This window comes from Rhizobium sp. Root482, assembly GCF_001426565.1.
Taxonomy (GTDB): domain Bacteria; phylum Pseudomonadota; class Alphaproteobacteria; order Rhizobiales; family Rhizobiaceae; genus Pararhizobium.
On record NZ_LMFA01000025.1, the window covers coordinates 34,330 to 51,034 of the forward strand.

Here is a 16,705-nt window from a genome sequence, read left to right on the forward strand (position 1 = left end):
TACGCCGGAAGTGGCGCGGCGCATCAGGCCTCGGCGCCTGCCTTTTCGCGCAGCAAACGGCGAATCACCTTGCCGCTGGTGGTGAGCGGCAGGCTGTCGAGGAATTCGATCTCGCGCGGATATTCGTGCATCGACAGGCGCGTCTTGACCCAGTCGCGAAGATTGGCGGCGAGCGCCGGGCCAGGCGCGTGGCCGGGCTTCAGCACCACATAGGCCTTGACGATCTCGGTGCGCAAATTGTCGGGCTTGCCAACTGCGGCGGCAAGCTGCACGGCCGGATGGCCGGCAAGACAATCCTCGATCTCGCTCGGCCCGATGCGATAGCCTGACGAGGTGATGACATCGTCGTCGCGGCCGAAAAAGGTGAAATATCCCTCCTCGTCCTCGATGCCCTGATCGCCTGTGGTCATCCAGTCGCCGACATATTTCCGTGCCGTCGCCGCCTCGTTGCGCCAGTAGCCGAGGAACATCACCGGATCGGGACGGCGCACCGCCACCTGGCCGATCGTGCCCCTTGGCAGCACCCTGCCCTCGGCGTCGATGATCGCCACATCATGGCCCGGCGCGGGCTTGCCCATGGAACCCGGTTTCAAAACGCCAAGATGGGCAGCGGACGACAGCACGATATTGCATTCCGTCTGGCCGTAGAACTCGTTGATCGGCACGCCCAGCGCCGCACTTGCCTGTTCGCAGGTCTGGCGGCCGAGCGCTTCGCCGGCCGAACCGACGGTACGCAGGTTGATCCGATAGCAGGAGCGCGGATTTTCGACGATGGCCATCAGCCGCAGCGCCGTCGGCGGAATGAAGGCATTGCGGACCTGCATTTCCTCCAGGATGCGAAAGGCCATATGCGGATCGAATTTCTGGGCCGGGGAGGAAACCACCGGCACGCCGAGCAGCAGCGACGGCAGAAGCGCATTGAGCAAACCACCCGCCCAGGCCCAGTCGGCCGGTGTCCACATCCGGTCGCCCGGCTGCGGCAGGAAGGCGTGGTGGAACTGGAACCCCGGCACATGACCCAGGAGCACGCGGTGACCATGGAGCGCGCCCTTCGGCGGACCCGTTGTGCCGGACGTATAGATCATCATCGCGGGATCGTCCGGCGTCGTCTCGACAGCCGCAAAACCGGCCGCCGTTCCATTAGATAATACTGAAAAGCCGATCGCGCCGGGTGCTTGCGCATCCACCAGCACGACGGATTTCAGATCCGGCAGGCTGGAGCGGATGGCGGCGATCTTTTCGTGGCCGAAATGATTGGTGACGATGGCACAGGCGCCGGCGTCACCGAGCCGGTATTGGAGCGCCTCGATGCCGAACAGCAAGGCAAGCGGCAGCGCGATCGCCCCGAGCTTGTAAATGCCGGCATGGGCGATCGCCGCTTCGAAACCTTGCGGCAGAAGGATCGCCACCCGATCTCCGGGCCGGACCCCGAGTTCGCGAAGCCCTTTGGCAAAGGAAGAGGATTGCGTGGCAAAGGCGCCGTAGGTCAGCGACAGATGCGCTCCATCGGGACTGAAATGCTGCAGGCAGACCTGCTCCGGCGCGCGCCCAGCCCAGGCATCGCTGATCGCCGTGCCGATATTGAATTTTGCCGGGACCTGCCACCGGAAGTCACGACGAAGGACGTCATAGGTATCGCTGATCGGAAGCATCTGACGCTCGCCAAGATTTTTTGCTGCACTGCAGCTAACACCTCCCACGCGGCGACTTCAACTGTGAACATCAAACCTTTTCTGTTGCGGTTTGTGTGCAACAGATTTAAATATCTCTAATTTACAATATTCGTAATTTCCTGGGGAGACGTTCAAATGGCAACTTTTAAATCTTATTTCCCGGGCGGCGTTTATCCCGACCACTATAATCCGCCGCTGCCGGGTTACGATTACATGCCCTTTTTCGATGAGGTCGTTAATCTCGACACGGCAACCCAAATCGGCACCGCCACGACGACATCGATCAAGTTCAGTCTCTCCAATGGGTTGAAACTCAAGATCATCGGCACCGGCTTCGCCATCGATGACGATGGCAATGCCGTGAAGGGAACGGTTACCGGCATCGTGCTTTATCTCAACAACGGCACGACGAAGATGCAGCAATTGACGGGCCTCAATATTTCGCTGGAGAGCTTCATCGATGCCGCGGAAGCCTTCGACCAGTTCGGCATGGCCGCATTCCTGATGCGGGGCAATGATACGATAACGGGCAATAGCGGCGAGCAGGACCTGCGCGGCTACGGCGGCAACGACAAATTCATCGGCGGAACGGGCGATGACTACATGCAGGGTGGCGAAGGCGACGACACCTATGACGGCAATGCCGGTTTCGATACGCTGGACTTCAGCGACGCCTATTACACCTCATCGGCCTATCGCGGCATCAGTGTGGATGTCGCTGCCGGCAAGGTCACCGACCCCTACGGCAATTCGGAAACCTTCACCGAAATCGAATCTTTTCGCGGCACCCAGTTTCGTGATGTATTCAAGGGGTCCAGCGCCGACGAAACCTTCATGGGATGGGGCGGGAACGACACGATCAATGGGGGCGGCGGCATCGACGGCGTCCTCTATCACCGCGACGACCGGCGGGGCGGAACGGGCGGCGTTACCGTCAACCTGGAAACGGGCAAGGCCAAGGACGGTTTCGGCAGGACCGACACGCTGATCAGCATCGAAAATGCCCGCACGGGCAATGCCGCGGACAAGCTTTATGGCAGTTCGGGCGACAACCGTCTCCACGCGGGCGGCGGCAATGACACCTTGGCGGGTGGCCTGGGCAACGATATACTGCGCGGCGAAGGCGGCAAGGACATCTTCCTGTTCAACACCAAGCTCAGCGCCTCCACCAATGTCGATGTGATCGAGGATTTCGTCGTCGCCGACGACACGATCCGCCTCGACAATGCGATCTTCACCAAGATAATCGGTACCGGAACGATGACATCGGCGCAGTTCGCGAAGAACACAACCGGCAAGGCGGCCGATGCCAGCGACCGCATCATCTACGAAACCGATACGGGCAAGCTGTTCTATGACAGCAACGGCAATGCCAGCGGCGGCTCCGTGCATTTCGCGACGATCCACTCTGGCCTTTCGCTGACGGCGTCCGACTTCTACATCGTCTGATGCCGGGCCGGCGCACCGTTTGAACTTGTCTGTCCGGGCTGCCAGTCGGCCCGGACGCAGCGACCGGCAGATATTGCCCGCATCCCCGCCGACGCCGTCCGCTCAGGAGGCGAAGACCATCTCGCTGTCGTCACCGGCGCAGAGCGCTCCCAGAAGTTCGTCCTGCGTCCTGTAGCCCGCGAAGAAAAGATTGATCACGGCACTCGCCGCGCTCACACCTTCCTGGCTGCGCAGGCGGATGCTGCGTTCGGCACACCAGGACATCAGCGCACCTGAAAGCGGTTCGACATCATCGAAAACAACACAGGACGTAGCAGGCTGGGACATGTTCGACTCCTCATGTGTCGATCAGGGTGAATTTGTCCCAGATTGAATATCGTCCCGATTTTTTGCAACGGCCATGCACGGTGGCGGTTAACAGCCCGCTCGACCTGTGCCGGATTGATGCAAAGCCGGCCAGTCCTTGCCGCAATTGCCTCGACCGATGGAATTCCAGCCGGCCGATGGCGGCCGTTTTCCGAAAATGGAACGGGCGTCGTGGCCGTCGCCCAGCATGGTTCCAGCCCTTTGCGACGACCGCACTTCCATTCTCCGATGGGCAGTTTTCTTGGAACAGAATGATCATCGACCAGTTAGTTGAGTGCAAAGGCCTGGGAAAAGGGCCTGTCAAAGCACATCAATGGAGAATGAAAATGTCGAAGAAGATGCTTGCAATCGCTGCAATGGCGCTCGGCCTGGCGACCGCGCCTGCTTTCGCGCAATCGGCCACAGTCGATATGAATACGCCGGGCAACAGCGACGAATGCCAGGTTCCCGGCGCGGACAATGTCAATTGCCGCGAAAAGATGGAAATGGACTCGAGCACTACCGGCTCGATCATGGCACCTGCCATGCCCGATGACGGCACGATGAACACGGGCAACCAGAACTGTACATCGCCCGGCGCCGACAATGTGAACTGCCAGAACAGGCCATAAAATGAACGATGACGCCACAAAGACGAAAAGCCCGGCAAAAGTCCGGGCTTTTCGCAAAAGCCGGACCGGCAGAGTATAAAATGGGGTGTGGAGTGGTGCCCCATGCCGGAATCGAACCAGCACTCCTTTCGGAACTCGATTTTGAGTCGAGCGCGTCTACCAGTTCCGCCAATGGGGCACGGATACCTTTCAGGTAGCAAGTGCGTGTACACGAACCGTTTCCGCCGGGTCAACACCGATTTTCCCAGATCAGCCACCAGGCATCACAAAACTGTGCGGCACCTTGCGCAGCGGCGCATTTACACTATCGGCAATCCTGCCTAAAAGGCGGTGAAAGCCAATTGGAATTCCTTCATGCTGCGCCGCCTCTACGACTGGACCATGTCGCTTGCCGCCCGCAAATCGGCCGAAACCTGGCTGGCGGTCATCGCCTTCGTCGAAAGTTCCGTGTTTCTCGTGCCCGCCGACGTGCTGTTCCTGCCCATGGCGCTTGCCCGGCCGGAGCGCGCCTGGCGCTATGCGGTGGTTGCCACCATTGCCTCGGTGCTCGGCGGCATCGCCGGCTGGTATATCGGCCATTATGCCTTCGAGACGCTGGCCAAGCCGATCCTGCATTTCTACGGCAAGCTCGATGCTTTCGAGGCGATGAAAGCCTCGGTCGGCTACGAGACGCTGGTGCTCCTGCTCGTCACCTCGGGCCTGGCGCATCTGCCGCCGATCAAGGTGGTGACGATCCTTTCCGGCGCCGCCAATATCGATCTCGGCCTGTTCATCGTTTCGGCGATCGTCGCGCGTGGCGCCCGTTTCTTCCTGCTCGCCTGGCTCCTGCGGCGATATGGCGAGGAAATCCGCCATTTCATCGAAAAGCGGCTGGGCGTGCTGGCCGCCGCCGCCGCCGGGCTGTTGATCGCCCTGTTTGTCGCCTATCGTTTCCTCGCCTGATGGAGCCTTCCTTGAGCTACGAACCGACGTTGACCGATCGCCGCCTCCTGCCCGCCCTGCTTTCGACGCTCGGCATGGCCGCCACCGTCGGCGGGGCGCTCGCCTTCGAGCATCTCGGCGGCTATATTCCCTGCGCGCTCTGCCTGACGCAGCGCCTGCCTTATTACTGGGGTATTCCGATCGGTCTTTTGGCAATCGCCACGGCGGTTCTGCGGCTGCCGGTGCGGCTGACCCGCCTGCTGCTTCTCGTCATCGGTCTCCTGATGCTGGTCGGCGCCGGTCTCGGCGTCTATCACTCCGGTGTCGAATGGCATTTCTGGGAAGGACCGGCTACCTGCGCGACAACGGCATCCGGCGTTTCCTCGAATGTCGGCGACCTGCTCGGCGATCTCAACAGCAAGCATGGGCCATCCTGCACGGATGCGGCGCTACGCGTGCTCGGGCTGTCTTTCGCCGGCTGGAATGTCATCGCCAGCCTGATCCTCGCAGGCATCGCACTGCGCGGCGCGGCCAGAAGGTAAAGGCGCGGACGGCTCAGGGAAAATCCCGGAGAAGATTACGGCTGCAGTTCCACATCCCAGTAGAGATAGTCCATCCAGCTCTGGTGCAGATGGTTGGGCGGGAACAGCCGGCCGTTGTTGTGGAGATCCTGCACGGTCGGATGGAACGGCTTCTGGTGCGGGAACATGCCGGCCTGGCGTGGCAGCTTGCCGCCCTTGCGCAGATTGCAGGGCGAACAGGCGGCCACGACATTTTCCCAGGTGGTCTGGCCGCCGCAGCAGCGCGGGATCACATGATCGAAGGTCAGATCGTCGGGCGAGCCGCAATACTGGCATTCGAACCGGTCGCGCAGAAAGACGTTGAACCGGGTGAAGGCCGGATGGCGCGACGGCTGGACATAGCTCTTCAGGCAGACGACGCTCGGCAGGCGCATGGAAAAGCTCGGCGAGGACACCTGATGCTCGTATTCGGCCAGGATATGCACACGGTCGAGAAAGACGGCCTTGATCGCGTCCTGCCAGGACCAGAGCGACAAGGGATAGTAACTCAGCGGCCTATAGTCAGCGTTCAGCACGAGCGCCGGAAGGCCATGTGGTGAGACTGCAATCGTCAAGCCAGTATACTCCCGCTCGATTCGGCACCTGTACCTTCTATATTAGGCGCGTTGCGTCAGGATTGTGAAGATAAAAGGAAAAAGTCGGGCGAAAGATTCGCTTTTTTCTAGGGTGGCACCGGCAGGCCGTCGCGCCGCATCTGGGTGGCGTAATAGGCCCAGAAAAGCCGGGCGGCGACGCTGCGCCAGGGAGACCACAGTTCCGTCAGCGCTTCGAGCTCGCGCGCCGAAGGCCGAGCATCAAGCGCCAGAGCATGACCGACGGCATTTTGCAGCGCCACATCGCCCACGGGAAAGACGTCCGGATGGCCGGCGCAGAACAGCAGATAGACCTGCGCCGTCCAGCCGCCGATCCCCTTGATCGCCGTAAGCTCGGCGATTGCGGTGGCGCCGTCCATCAGGCAGATCGCCTCCAGGTCGAGCTCGCCGTCCAGGACGACGCGCGCCACCCGCCGCAGCGCATCGGCCTTTGCCCGTGACAGTCCCACCGCCCTGCAATCATCGTCCGACAGGGCGGCGACCGCAGGGGCGCTGATTTTGCCCAGCGCCGTCTCCATGCGCGACCAGATCGCCGCCGCACTGGCTTTCGAGACCATCTGCGAAACGATGATATTGGCAATGCCCGGATAGCCGGGATCGGCGCGGCGCAGCGGCACCGGGCCGGCGCTCGCCACCACCGGTTCCAACCGTGCATCGAGCATCACCAGGCCGGCAAGCCCGGCGGCAATGTCCTCATGGGTGCGGATGATCCGCATTCGAAACCCTCCGGCGGCCGCTGCCCTCCTCATGCCATGTCCGCTGCGCCAGCGGAGCAAAACGGATGGCCGGCCGCGTCCTTCCATGCCAAAAGAAACCATGGATAGACGTTTGTCAAAACCACCGGTGTTTCGCTTCGCGCCCAGCCCCAATGGCCTGCTGCATCTCGGCCATGCGCTGTCGGCCCTTCTCAACCACGACATGGCCAAGGTCGAAGCTGGCCGCTTCCTGCTGCGGGTCGAGGATATCGACGCCGCCCGCTGCACCCCTGAATTCGAGGCGGCGATCTTCGAGGATCTCGACTGGCTGGGGCTTTCCTTCGAGGAGCCGGTGCGGCGCCAGTCGGACCATCTGGACGTCTACCGGCAGGCACTCGAGTTGCTGGCCGATCGCGATCTCGTCTATCCCGCCTTCCTGACGCGCGGCGAAATCCGCAATGCCGTCAGCGTATTCGAGGCAGAGGGCAAGGCATGGCCACGCGATCCGGATGGCGCGCCGCTCTATCCGGGCAGCGAAAAGACCTTGTCACCGGCGGATCGGCGCGCCCTGCTTGAAAGCGGCAGGCCATATGCCTGGCGGCTCGATATGGCAAAGGCGCTCGCCCAGGTGGGCAAGCCGCCGACATGGCTGGAAAGCGGGTTTGGTCCGGAGGGAGAAACGGGCACGATCACGGCCGATCCGGCCGCATGGGGCGATGTGATCCTGTCACGTTCCGATGCGCCTTCCAGCTACCATCTGGCGGTGACGGTGGACGATGCGCTGCAGGGCGTGAGCCATGTGGTGCGTGGGCGGGATCTCTTCCATGCCACCTCCGTACACCGGCTGTTGCAGCAATTGCTGGACTTGCCGCAGCCCGCCTACCATCACCATCGCCTGATCCTCGGGGAGGATGGGCGCAAGCTTTCGAAAAGCAATCGCGATACCGGAATCTCCGCCTTTCGCCAGGCGGGCAAGACGCCGGACGACCTGCGCGCGATGATCCTATAGGACGGTTTTCTCGGGGGTTTTGACCGTCTTGGCATCCTCTCCGCCCAGCCCCCTGATATGCTGAATCACCATGCGCTTGACCTTGTATTTCATGATCGCGGCGTTGATCTCCGCGCCGATGATGAAGATGACCCCGACAATATAGAGGAAGACGAGCGCGATCATGATCGACGCAAGCCCGGCATAGGTCGAGACGTAGTTGGCGAAGGTGGAGAGATAGGAGGCAAAGACATAGGCACCGACAGACCAGGCGGCGAGCGTCAGGATAATGCCCGGCAAAACATCGAGGATCTTGCGGCGACCATCGGGCAACCACAGATGGCTGACCACGAGCGCCGTCGTCAGCATGACGAAGACGCCAGCAAGGCTCCAGCTGTCGATCATGGTGAGAAGCGTGCTGAACCAGGGAAGATAGACGCTGGCATAGCGGATGGCGAGCGGCACCGCGACCAAGAGAATGCTGACGATGGCCAGCACCAGCACGCCCGCCAGCACGAAGGCCAGGCTGACGACGCGGGTCTTGTACCAGGCACGGCTTTCGGCAACGCGATAGGCGCGGTTGAGCGAGACGCGCAGGGCCTCCACGCCGTTGGAGGCGAAATAGGCGGCGGCCAGCACGGATATGGTGAGCAGCCCGCCGCGCGGAATGGTCAGCACCTGCACCACTTCGTCCGAAATCGGCTTGGCGATCGATTCCGGCCAAGTGTCGAAGATGAAATGTACCGCCGTCGTCGCAAACTGGTCGGCACCGAGAAAACTGCCGAGCGCCGTGCCGAAGATCAGGAAGGGAAAGATCGCCAAGAGGGTGGACAGCGCCACATGGCTTGCCATCGCCCAGCCGTCATCTTCACTGAAATGCCAGAGCGCGTCGAAGATGACCTTCCAGGTTATACGTATGAAGGCCGGCATTCCCTCTCCAGCTGTCTCTCGTTTCGGGTGCGATTGTAACCCATGCACGAATATGGGAAACCGGGGGCGAATTTCTACAGGAAAAACCGGAATGTCCAACCGTCCCTCGATCATCGTCACCGGCTGCTCGTCGGGCATCGGCGCCTGGTGCGCCCGTGCTCTTGACAGAGACGGCTGGCGGGTCTTTGCAACCGTGCGCCGGCCTGAAGACCTGGCAGCGCTGGAAAATGACGGTATCGAAGCTTTTCTGATGGATTATACCAGGCCAGACACCATATCCAGCCTGGTGGACCAGGTTTTTGACCGAACCGGCGGCCGGCTGGACGCGCTGTTCAACAATGGCGCCTATGGCCAGGCGGGCGCGGTCGAGGACCTGCCGACCGAAGCCCTGCGGCTGCAGCTGGAAACCAATGTCATCGGCTGGCACGATCTGACGCGGCGGGTGATTCCGGCGATGCGGGCGCAGGGACAGGGGCGGATCGTCCAGTGTTCGTCCATTCTCGGCATCGTGCCCTATAAATGGCGGGGCGCCTACAATGCCTCGAAATTCGCGCTGGAAGGCCTGACATTGACGATGCGCATGGAACTGGAAGGCAGCGGCATAAAGGTGAGCCTGATCGAGCCCGGGCCGATAAGCTCCCGCTTCACAGCCAATGCGGTGACCCATATCGAGCGCTTCATCGACCTCACCGGCTCGGTACATGCCGCGGAATATGAAAGACAGATGCGCCGGCTGAAAGGCGAGAGCGGCAAGGCGCGCGGCAAGCTTGAGCCCGACGCAGTCTATGCTGTGCTAAAACGCGCCTTGACCGCCAGGGAGCCGAGGCCGCATTACATCGTGACGCAGCCGGCGAAACAGGGTGCGCTCTTGAAGAAGCTGCTGCCGGCCGCCTTGTTCTATCGTTTTATCGGCCGTCTCGGCTGACGGGAAAGCAAAGGACTTCACATGAACAGTTTCCTGACAGGTCTGACGCTGCTCGTCATGGGCCTTGTCGTCATCGTGCTCATTCGTGGTCTGATGACCATGGCAAAAGGCGGCAGCGGCAATAAGTCCAACAAGCTGATGCAGGCCCGCATCTTCCTGCAGGCCCTGGCGATCGTGCTGATCATGCTGACGCTATGGATCACCGGCGGCGGTCGCTAGGCCATGGTCAAGCTCAACAAGATCTATACGAAGACCGGCGACAACGGCACCACCGGGCTTGCCGCCGGGCCACGCCGGCTGAAGAGCGACCTGCGGGTCGAGGCCTACGGCACGATCGACGAGGCCAATGCCGTGATCGGACTTGCGCGCCAGCACATGGGCTCCATGGACACCCTCGATAGCATGCTGATGCGCATCCAGAACGACCTGTTCGATCTCGGCGCCGACCTTTCGACGCCGGACACCGGAGAGACGCTCGCCTACGAACCGCTGCGGATCATCGTCGCCCAGGTGACGCGCCTCGAAACCGAGATCGATATGCTGAACGCCGATCTTGAGCCCTTGCGCTCCTTCGTGCTTCCCGGCGGCAGCGGCGCGGCGGCGGCCCTGCACATGGCCCGCACGGTGACGCGGCGGGCGGAACGGCGGATGGTCGAACTGGCGCGGATGGACGGCGAAACCGTCAGCCCGCCGGCGCTTGCCTATGTCAACCGGCTCTCCGATTTCCTGTTCGTCGCGGCTCGCTGGACGAACGAAAAGGGACAGGCCGACGTGCTTTGGATTCCGGGAAAAAACAGATAAGTTCGGACCGACCGCCGCTCCAGGGGATTTCATGTTCATACCGCTTCACGACACGAATTCCCTGAAGCATATCAAGGTCCAGTATGTGACGATCGGGCTGATCGCCATTAATGTGGTCATGTGGCTGCTGACCGGGCCACTCTTTGCCACGGAAAGCTTTTCCGATGCCACGATCATGGGGCTCGGCTATATCCCCGCCATTGCCTTCGACTATGCCCAACTGGCGCCGGGCCTGATCCTGATCCCGGACGAGGCGACCTATCTCAGCTATTCCTTCCTGCATGGCGATTTCTGGCATCTGGCCAGCAATATGCTGTTTCTCTGGGTGTTCGGCGACAATGTCGAGGATGCGCTCGGGCATTTTCGCTTCCTGATCTTCTATCTTCTCTGCGCCGCTGCCGGCGCCTTTGCGCATGGGCTTGTCGATACCACTTCGGAGGCGCCGCTGATCGGCGCATCCGGCGCCATTTCCGGCGTCGTCGCCGCCTATTTCCTGCTGCATCCGAAGGTGCGCGTCTGGGTGCTGGTGTTTTTTCGCATCCCGCTGCCGCTGCCCGCCTTCATTCCGCTCGCGCTGTGGATCGGCCAGCAATTCCTGATGTTGGCCATCGAGCCCGATGGCGCCGTATCCTGGGCCGCCCATGTCGGCGGCATCCTCGCAGGACTGGTCCTAGTTGTCATTTTGCGACGCCGGGGCGTGCCGCTGTTCGACCGGACCATCGTCACGCCTCGCTCCGTGCGTCATGTCGAGGCGGCAGCCGACATCACCGCCGCACCTGCGTCGGGCGAAAGCGTCAGGTCCAGCCCTTGGGGACGGCCCTCCTGAACATTGTAGCGCAAGCCAGCGAAAAGCGGGGTTTTCGCGCCGGAGTGGCAGTTTGTGGTCTCTTCATCCCACGATGCGCAAGGGGCGTTGCCGATCGCCGCCGGGGACACGAGGCTTTCCTGTTGACGCAGTCGTGAGCTTCAGTATTTTCCCCGGGCAATCTTGCGGCCGTGGCAGGCGCAAAGATTGTAATTGCAGAAAAAACGCGTATCGATGTCGCCAACCGACAATCAGGCCGCTTCGTTAAAGCGCATTTTCCGGCAAACATTGTGTAAGGAAGGACATCATGAAAATCCTGGTCACCGTCAAGCGGGTCGTCGATTACAATGTGAAGATCCGGGTCAAGCCGGATGGTTCCGGCGTCGAGCTTGCCAATGTGAAGATGTCGATGAACCCGTTCGATGAAATTTCGGTCGAGGAAGCGCTGCGGCTGAAGGAAGCCGGCAAGGCGGAAGAAGTCGTCGTCGTCTCGGTCGGTCCGGCCAAGGCCGAGGAGACGCTGCGCACGGCACTTGCCATGGGCGCCGACCGGGCGATCCTGGTGGAGACCGACGATCAGGTCGAGCCGCTGGCCGTCGCCAAGATCATCAAGGGCGTGGCGGAAGCCGAGCAGCCGGGACTGATCATCGTCGGCAAGCAGGCGATCGACGACGACAGCAACCAGACCGGCCAGATGCTGTCGGCGCTTCTCGGTTGGGCGCAGGGCACCTTCGCCTCGAAAGTCGTGATCGGCGACGGCAAGGCGGAAGTGACCCGCGAAGTGGATGGCGGTCTGCAGACGATCGAGATCAAGCTGCCGGCGGTGGTGACCACCGATCTTCGCCTGAACGAGCCGCGCTATGCCTCGCTGCCCAATATCATGAAGGCCAAGAAGAAGCCGCTCGACAAGAAGACGCCGGCCGATTTCGGCGTCGATACGGCCGCCCGCCTGAAGGTGCTGAAGACCGAGGAGCCGGAAGGCCGCAAGGCCGGCATCAAGGTGAAGACCGTCGCCGAACTCGTCGACAAGCTGAAAAACGAAGCTGGCGTCCTCTAAGGTCCAGGAAAGGGAGACTAAACCATGGCCATTCTTCTTCTGGCAGACCACGACAATGCAAGCCTGTCCGACCAGACTGCCAAGGCGCTGACGGCCGCCACCCAGATGGGCGGCGACGTTCATGTGCTGGTCGCCGGCAAGGGCGCGAAGGGCGCAGCCGATGCCGCCGCGAAACTCACCGGCGTCTCCAAGGTTCTGCTCGCCGAAAGCGACGACCTGGCCAATAATCTGGCTGAGCCGCTGGCGGCCCTCATCGTCTCGTTGGCCGGCAGCTACGACACGATCGTCGCGGCCGCCACCTCCGTCGGCAAGAATGTCGCGCCGCGCGTTGCAGCCCTGCTCGATATCGTCCAGGTTTCGGAAATCACCGAAGTCCTTTCGGCTGATACGTTCAAGCGGCCGATCTATGCGGGCAACGCCATCCAGACCGTCCAGACCAGCGATCCGAAGAAGGTGATCACCGTGCGCACGGCCTCCTTCGCCTCGGCGTCGGAAGGCGGTTCGGCAGCGATCGAACCCGTCTCGGCCGCGGCCAATCCGGGCCTGTCCAGCTTCGTCAAGGACGCACTCTCTTCCTCCGACCGCCCGGAACTGACCTCCGCCAAGATCATCATCTCCGGCGGTCGCGCGCTTGGTTCCTCGGAAAAGTTCCAGTCGGTCATCCTGCCCGTCGCCGACAAGCTCGGTGCCGCGGTCGGTGCCTCCCGCGCTGCCGTCGATGCGGGCTACGCCCCGAATGACTGGCAGGTCGGCCAGACCGGCAAAGTCGTTGCCCCGCAGCTCTATATCGCCTGCGGCATTTCCGGCGCCATCCAACATCTCGCCGGCATGAAGGACTCGAAGGTCATCGTCGCCATCAACAAGGACGAGGAAGCCCCGATCTTCCAGGTCGCCGATTACGGCCTCGTCGGCGACCTCTTCGAAATCCTTCCGGAACTCGAAAAGGCGCTGTGACCCTTTCTCCTACAGAATTCGACGGCCGCGCATCCTGGCGCGGCCGTTTTCGTTTCTGAAACTATCACGCGCCGCAACAGGCTGCTGCGACGCGAATAAGGCTGGAAAATCGGCGACATTGCCTTTATCACTGGCACCGGGCTTCTGCGGCATGCGGCGGCCAATACTTTTTTTGCTGAACGGAAGTGCACCTGCGCTTTCGCATGGATGATGGAAGTCGGCTAGATGATCAAGAATGTCGGAATTGTTGGCGCGGGACAGATGGGCTGCGGCATCGCCCAGGTATCGGCGGCGGCCGGTTACAAGGTGCATATCTACGACATTTCCCCCGATCGCGTCGAAGCAGGCCTTGCCACCATCAACGGCAACCTGGCGCGTCAGGTTTCCTCCGGCAAGCTGGACGACGAAGAACGCAAGAAGGCCCTGTCGCTGATCAAGGGGTCCTCCGATGTCAACGACCTCTCGCCCATGGACCTGGTGATCGAGGCGGCAACCGAGGACGAGAGCGTCAAGCGCAAGATCTACGGTCAGGTCTGTCCGGTGCTGAAGGCGGACGCCATTCTCGCCACCAACACCTCCTCCCTGTCGATCACCCGCCTGGCATCGGCCACCGACCGGCCGGAACGCTTCATGGGCATCCATTTCATGAATCCGGTGCCGGTGATGAAACTGGTGGAACTGGTGCGCGGTATCGCCACCGAAGAGGGTACGTTCTCGACGGCCAAGCAGTTCGTAACCACCCTCGACAAGACGATCACGGTCGCCGAGGATTTCCCGGCCTTCATCGTCAACCGCATTCTTCTGCCGATGATCAACGAGGCGATCTACACGCTCTACGAAGGCGTCGGCAGCGTCGATGCCATCGATACGGCCATGAAGCTCGGCGCCAATCACCCGATGGGTCCGCTGCAGCTTGCCGACTTCATCGGCCTCGACACCTGCCTGTCGATCATGCAGGTGCTGCATGACGGCCTGGCGGATTCGAAATACCGCCCCTGCCCGCTTCTCGTCAAATATGTCGAAGCCGGCTGGCTCGGCCGCAAATCGGGCCGAGGCTTCTACGACTATCGCGGCGAAGTCCCGGTGCCGACACGGTAGGACGAGCAATAAAGGGAGTCTTTCTCACACAGGCGGGAAAGACACTGGTCTGATTCTGTCAACCAATCAGGAATTCGGCGCCGTTGTCGCAGCCCTGACCAGCGCCTTCGCATCCTCGCTGTCCCAGGCGGCCGGGCCGTTCATCGAACCGATCAGGCAGCCCTTGTCGTCGATGAGCAGAGTTGCCGGCAGGCCGAAGGCCAGGCCTTCCTTCTTCAGGACGTTGAAAACGCCCATGGAGGCATCGCGGTAATAGGCGAGTTCGTGCACGCCGGTCTCGTCGAGGAAAGCCTTCGGCTTCTCGTCGTCGCCGATATCGATGTTGACGGCAACCACCTCGAACCCGTCTCCGCCTTCAGCCTTCTGCAGGGCATTCAGCGCCGGCATCTCCTCACGGCAGGGCACGCACCAGGTTGCCCAGAGATTGAGGAGCACCGTCCTGCCGGTAAAATCGGCAAGTGTCAGGTCCTTGCCGTCGCTTCCCTTGAAGGCCAGCCCCTCGATCGGGCGTGGAACGCTGACCGGCGCCATGGCGGCCACCTGCCCCTTCAGGAACGGCGTGATCGCCGCGACCTGGTCTTTTGACGCCTCGCAGGCCTTTGCGGCAGCGGTTTCCGCCGGCGCGCCATTGCCAGACCCGCTTTCCCTGACGTATACCCCTGCCGCACCGGCGATCAGCCCGAAAACCACGGCGATCGCCACCCAACCGGCGACGGGAAGGCGTTTCTTTCGGTCTGTCACTTCATTTTCCAAAACGGTCATTCTCCAGGGCGGGCATTCTTCATGGGCGACGGCACTTCTGAAACCAAAAGCTCCAACCAGATGTGGGGCGGGCGCTTCGCGGAAGGACCGGCGGCGATCATGGAGGAGATAAATGCCTCGATCGGCTTCGACAAGAAGCTTTTCGCCCAGGACATCCGCGGCTCAATGGCGCATGCGACCATGCTGGCCCATCAAGGCATCATTTCGACCGAGGATAAAGACAAGATCGTTCACGGCCTCGACACGATCCTGTCAGAGATCGAAAGCGGAAAGTTCGAATTCTCCCGCCGGCTCGAAGACATTCACATGAATATAGAGGCGCGGCTTGCCACCCTGATCGGCCCGGCCGCCGGGCGCCTGCACACCGCCCGCTCCCGCAACGACCAGGTGGCGCTCGACTTCCGCCTCTGGGTGAAGGAAGAACTGCAGAAATGCGAGGCCATGCTGACGGCCCTGATCGCCGCCTTCCTCGACCGCGCCGAAGAACATGCCGAAACGGTGATGCCGGGCTTCACCCATCTGCAGACGGCCCAGCCGGTGACGTTTGGCCATCACTGCATGGCCTATGTGGAAATGTTCGGCCGCGACCGCCAGCGGGTGCGCCACGCCATCGAACATATGGATGAAAGCCCGATTGGGGCCGCCGCCCTTGCCGGCACCGGCTTTCCGATCGACCGGCACATGACTGCCAAGGCACTCGGTTTCCGCGAGCCGACCCGTAACTCGATCGACACCGTATCCGACCGAGATTTCGCGCTGGAATTCCTGTCGATCGCCTCGATCTGCGCCACGCATCTTTCGCGGTTGGCAGAAGAAATCGTCATCTGGTCGACGCCGCAGTTCGGCTTCGTGCGGCTGTCGGATGCCTTCTCTACCGGTTCCTCGATCATGCCGCAGAAGAAGAACCCGGACGCGGCCGAACTGGTGCGCGCCAAGACCGGCCGCATCAATGGTTCACTGGTCGCGCTCCTGACGGTGATGAAGGGCCTGCCGCTCGCCTATTCCAAGGACATGCAGGAAGACAAGGAACAGGTCTTCGACAGCGCCGAGAGCCTGGAACTGGCGATTGCCGCCATGACCGGCATGGTGCGCGACATGACCATCCGGGTGGACCGGATGAAGGCGGCCGCCGGCTCCGGCTATTCCACGGCCACCGACCTTGCCGACTGGCTGGTGCGCGAGGCCGGCCTTCCCTTCCGCGACGCCCACCATGTCACCGGCCGCGCCGTCGCACTTGCCGAAGAAAAGGCCTGCGACCTTGCCGAACTTTCGCTTCAGGACCTGCAGGCGATCCATCCCGACATCACCGACAAGGTGTTCGGCGTGCTTACCGTGGAAGCCTCGGTCGCCAGCCGCACCTCCTTCGGCGGCACGGCGCCGAGCGAAGTGAGAAAGCAGATCGCCTGGTGGCGCGGGCGTAACTAGGGGTCGAGATTCAGGGTGCACAAGGCCTGCAAAACTCGGTATGAGGTTTGACGACTGTGCACGAAGGGCTT

19 protein-coding genes and 1 tRNA gene are annotated in these 16,705 nt (G+C 61.8%); 13 read left to right on the forward strand and 7 right to left on the reverse strand.

Going from position 1 to position 16,705, the window contains the following annotated elements; translation table 11 throughout:
* Nucleotides 1–23: 23 nt before the first annotated feature.
* Nucleotides 24–1,652 carry an AMP-binding protein gene (locus ASD31_RS22185; protein WP_056339223.1) on the reverse strand — a complete coding sequence of 543 codons (1,629 nt, stop codon included), beginning with the start codon at nucleotides 1,650–1,652 and terminating at the stop codon, nucleotides 24–26.
* Nucleotides 1,653–1,808: 156 nt separating this feature from the next.
* Between ASD31_RS22185 and ASD31_RS22190 the strand changes: the two genes are divergently transcribed.
* Nucleotides 1,809–3,122, forward strand: coding sequence for a calcium-binding protein (locus tag ASD31_RS22190; protein WP_056339225.1), 1,314 nt, complete (start codon nucleotides 1,809–1,811; stop codon nucleotides 3,120–3,122).
* 102 nt (nucleotides 3,123–3,224) lie between these two features.
* Here ASD31_RS22190 and ASD31_RS22195 read toward each other — a convergent pair whose 3' ends face one another.
* The gene (locus tag ASD31_RS22195) at nucleotides 3,225–3,449 is read right to left on the reverse strand and encodes a hypothetical protein (protein WP_056339226.1); all 225 of its coding nucleotides are present in this window, start codon (nucleotides 3,447–3,449) and stop codon (nucleotides 3,225–3,227) included.
* Between the two features lie 290 nt (nucleotides 3,450–3,739).
* On the opposite strand from ASD31_RS22195, the gene ASD31_RS22200 reads away from it, so the two are divergent.
* A complete protein-coding gene (locus ASD31_RS22200; protein WP_156392762.1) occupies nucleotides 3,740–4,099 on the forward strand; it encodes a hypothetical protein in 360 nt (119 codons plus the stop codon).
* 93 nt (nucleotides 4,100–4,192) lie between these two features.
* On the opposite strand, the gene ASD31_RS22205 is transcribed toward ASD31_RS22200, so the two are convergent.
* A tRNA-Leu gene (locus ASD31_RS22205) sits at nucleotides 4,193–4,277 on the reverse strand.
* 176 nt (nucleotides 4,278–4,453) lie between these two features.
* Here ASD31_RS22205 and ASD31_RS22210 point away from each other — a divergent pair.
* Both ASD31_RS22210 and ASD31_RS22215 read left to right on the forward strand, forming a co-directional pair.
* Nucleotides 4,454–5,041, forward strand: coding sequence for a YqaA family protein (locus ASD31_RS22210; protein ID WP_056339231.1), 588 nt, complete (start codon nucleotides 4,454–4,456; stop codon nucleotides 5,039–5,041).
* Entirely contained in the window at nucleotides 5,041–5,562 is a 522-nt protein-coding gene (locus ASD31_RS22215; RefSeq protein ID WP_056339233.1) for a disulfide bond formation protein B, read from the forward strand. Before ASD31_RS22210 ends, ASD31_RS22215 begins: the two co-directional genes overlap by 1 nt.
* A 35-nt stretch (nucleotides 5,563–5,597) precedes the next feature.
* On the opposite strand, the gene ASD31_RS22220 is transcribed toward ASD31_RS22215, so the two are convergent.
* Both ASD31_RS22220 and ASD31_RS22225 read right to left on the reverse strand, forming a co-directional pair.
* A complete protein-coding gene (locus tag ASD31_RS22220) occupies nucleotides 5,598–6,155 on the reverse strand; it encodes an HNH endonuclease (protein ID WP_056339235.1) in 558 nt (185 codons plus the stop codon).
* A gap of 107 nt (nucleotides 6,156–6,262) precedes the next feature.
* Complete coding sequence (locus ASD31_RS22225) at nucleotides 6,263–6,910, reverse strand: DNA-3-methyladenine glycosylase family protein (RefSeq protein ID WP_056339236.1); 648 nt, start codon at nucleotides 6,908–6,910, stop codon at nucleotides 6,263–6,265.
* A gap of 100 nt (nucleotides 6,911–7,010) precedes the next feature.
* On the opposite strand from ASD31_RS22225, the gene gluQRS reads away from it, so the two are divergent.
* Nucleotides 7,011–7,898 (forward strand): tRNA glutamyl-Q(34) synthetase GluQRS, encoded by an 888-nt coding sequence (gene gluQRS / locus ASD31_RS22230; RefSeq protein ID WP_056339459.1) that lies wholly within the window; start codon nucleotides 7,011–7,013, stop codon nucleotides 7,896–7,898.
* On the opposite strand, the gene ASD31_RS22235 is transcribed toward gluQRS, so the two are convergent.
* Nucleotides 7,893–8,807: a YihY/virulence factor BrkB family protein gene (locus ASD31_RS22235; RefSeq protein ID WP_056339238.1), complete on the reverse strand. Its 915-nt coding sequence runs from the start codon at nucleotides 8,805–8,807 to the stop codon at nucleotides 7,893–7,895. The two genes, gluQRS and ASD31_RS22235, sit on opposite strands and share 6 nt — an antisense overlap.
* Nucleotides 8,808–8,898: 91 nt before the next feature.
* On the opposite strand from ASD31_RS22235, the gene ASD31_RS22240 reads away from it, so the two are divergent.
* From ASD31_RS22240 to ASD31_RS22270, 7 genes are all read left to right on the forward strand, one after another.
* Nucleotides 8,899–9,732 carry an SDR family oxidoreductase gene (locus tag ASD31_RS22240; RefSeq protein ID WP_056339241.1) on the forward strand — a complete coding sequence of 278 codons (834 nt, stop codon included), beginning with the start codon at nucleotides 8,899–8,901 and terminating at the stop codon, nucleotides 9,730–9,732.
* A gap of 21 nt (nucleotides 9,733–9,753) precedes the next feature.
* A complete protein-coding gene (locus ASD31_RS22245) occupies nucleotides 9,754–9,951 on the forward strand; it encodes a twin transmembrane helix small protein (protein ID WP_056339243.1) in 198 nt (65 codons plus the stop codon).
* 3 nt (nucleotides 9,952–9,954) lie between these two features.
* Nucleotides 9,955–10,533 carry a cob(I)yrinic acid a,c-diamide adenosyltransferase gene (locus tag ASD31_RS22250; RefSeq protein ID WP_056339244.1) on the forward strand — a complete coding sequence of 193 codons (579 nt, stop codon included), beginning with the start codon at nucleotides 9,955–9,957 and terminating at the stop codon, nucleotides 10,531–10,533.
* Between the two features lie 31 nt (nucleotides 10,534–10,564).
* Nucleotides 10,565–11,359 carry a rhomboid family intramembrane serine protease gene (locus tag ASD31_RS22255; protein WP_056339247.1) on the forward strand — a complete coding sequence of 265 codons (795 nt, stop codon included), beginning with the start codon at nucleotides 10,565–10,567 and terminating at the stop codon, nucleotides 11,357–11,359.
* A 286-nt stretch (nucleotides 11,360–11,645) separates the two neighbouring features.
* The gene (locus ASD31_RS22260; RefSeq protein ID WP_056339249.1) at nucleotides 11,646–12,395 is read left to right on the forward strand and encodes an electron transfer flavoprotein subunit beta/FixA family protein; all 750 of its coding nucleotides are present in this window, start codon (nucleotides 11,646–11,648) and stop codon (nucleotides 12,393–12,395) included.
* A gap of 24 nt (nucleotides 12,396–12,419) precedes the next feature.
* Nucleotides 12,420–13,349: an electron transfer flavoprotein subunit alpha/FixB family protein gene (locus ASD31_RS22265; RefSeq protein ID WP_056339251.1), complete on the forward strand. Its 930-nt coding sequence runs from the start codon at nucleotides 12,420–12,422 to the stop codon at nucleotides 13,347–13,349.
* Between the two features lie 225 nt (nucleotides 13,350–13,574).
* Nucleotides 13,575–14,447, forward strand: coding sequence for a 3-hydroxybutyryl-CoA dehydrogenase (locus tag ASD31_RS22270; RefSeq protein WP_056339253.1), 873 nt, complete (start codon nucleotides 13,575–13,577; stop codon nucleotides 14,445–14,447).
* 66 nt (nucleotides 14,448–14,513) lie between these two features.
* Here the strand turns inward: ASD31_RS22270 and tlpA are convergent, their stop codons facing one another.
* The gene (tlpA, locus tag ASD31_RS22275) at nucleotides 14,514–15,188 is read right to left on the reverse strand and encodes a thiol:disulfide interchange protein TlpA (RefSeq protein WP_056339461.1); all 675 of its coding nucleotides are present in this window, start codon (nucleotides 15,186–15,188) and stop codon (nucleotides 14,514–14,516) included.
* 42 nt (nucleotides 15,189–15,230) lie between these two features.
* Between tlpA and argH the strand changes: the two genes are divergently transcribed.
* Nucleotides 15,231–16,634 (forward strand): argininosuccinate lyase, encoded by a 1,404-nt coding sequence (gene argH / locus ASD31_RS22280; protein ID WP_056339255.1) that lies wholly within the window; start codon nucleotides 15,231–15,233, stop codon nucleotides 16,632–16,634.
* The last annotated feature ends 71 nt before the right edge of the window (nucleotides 16,635–16,705 follow it).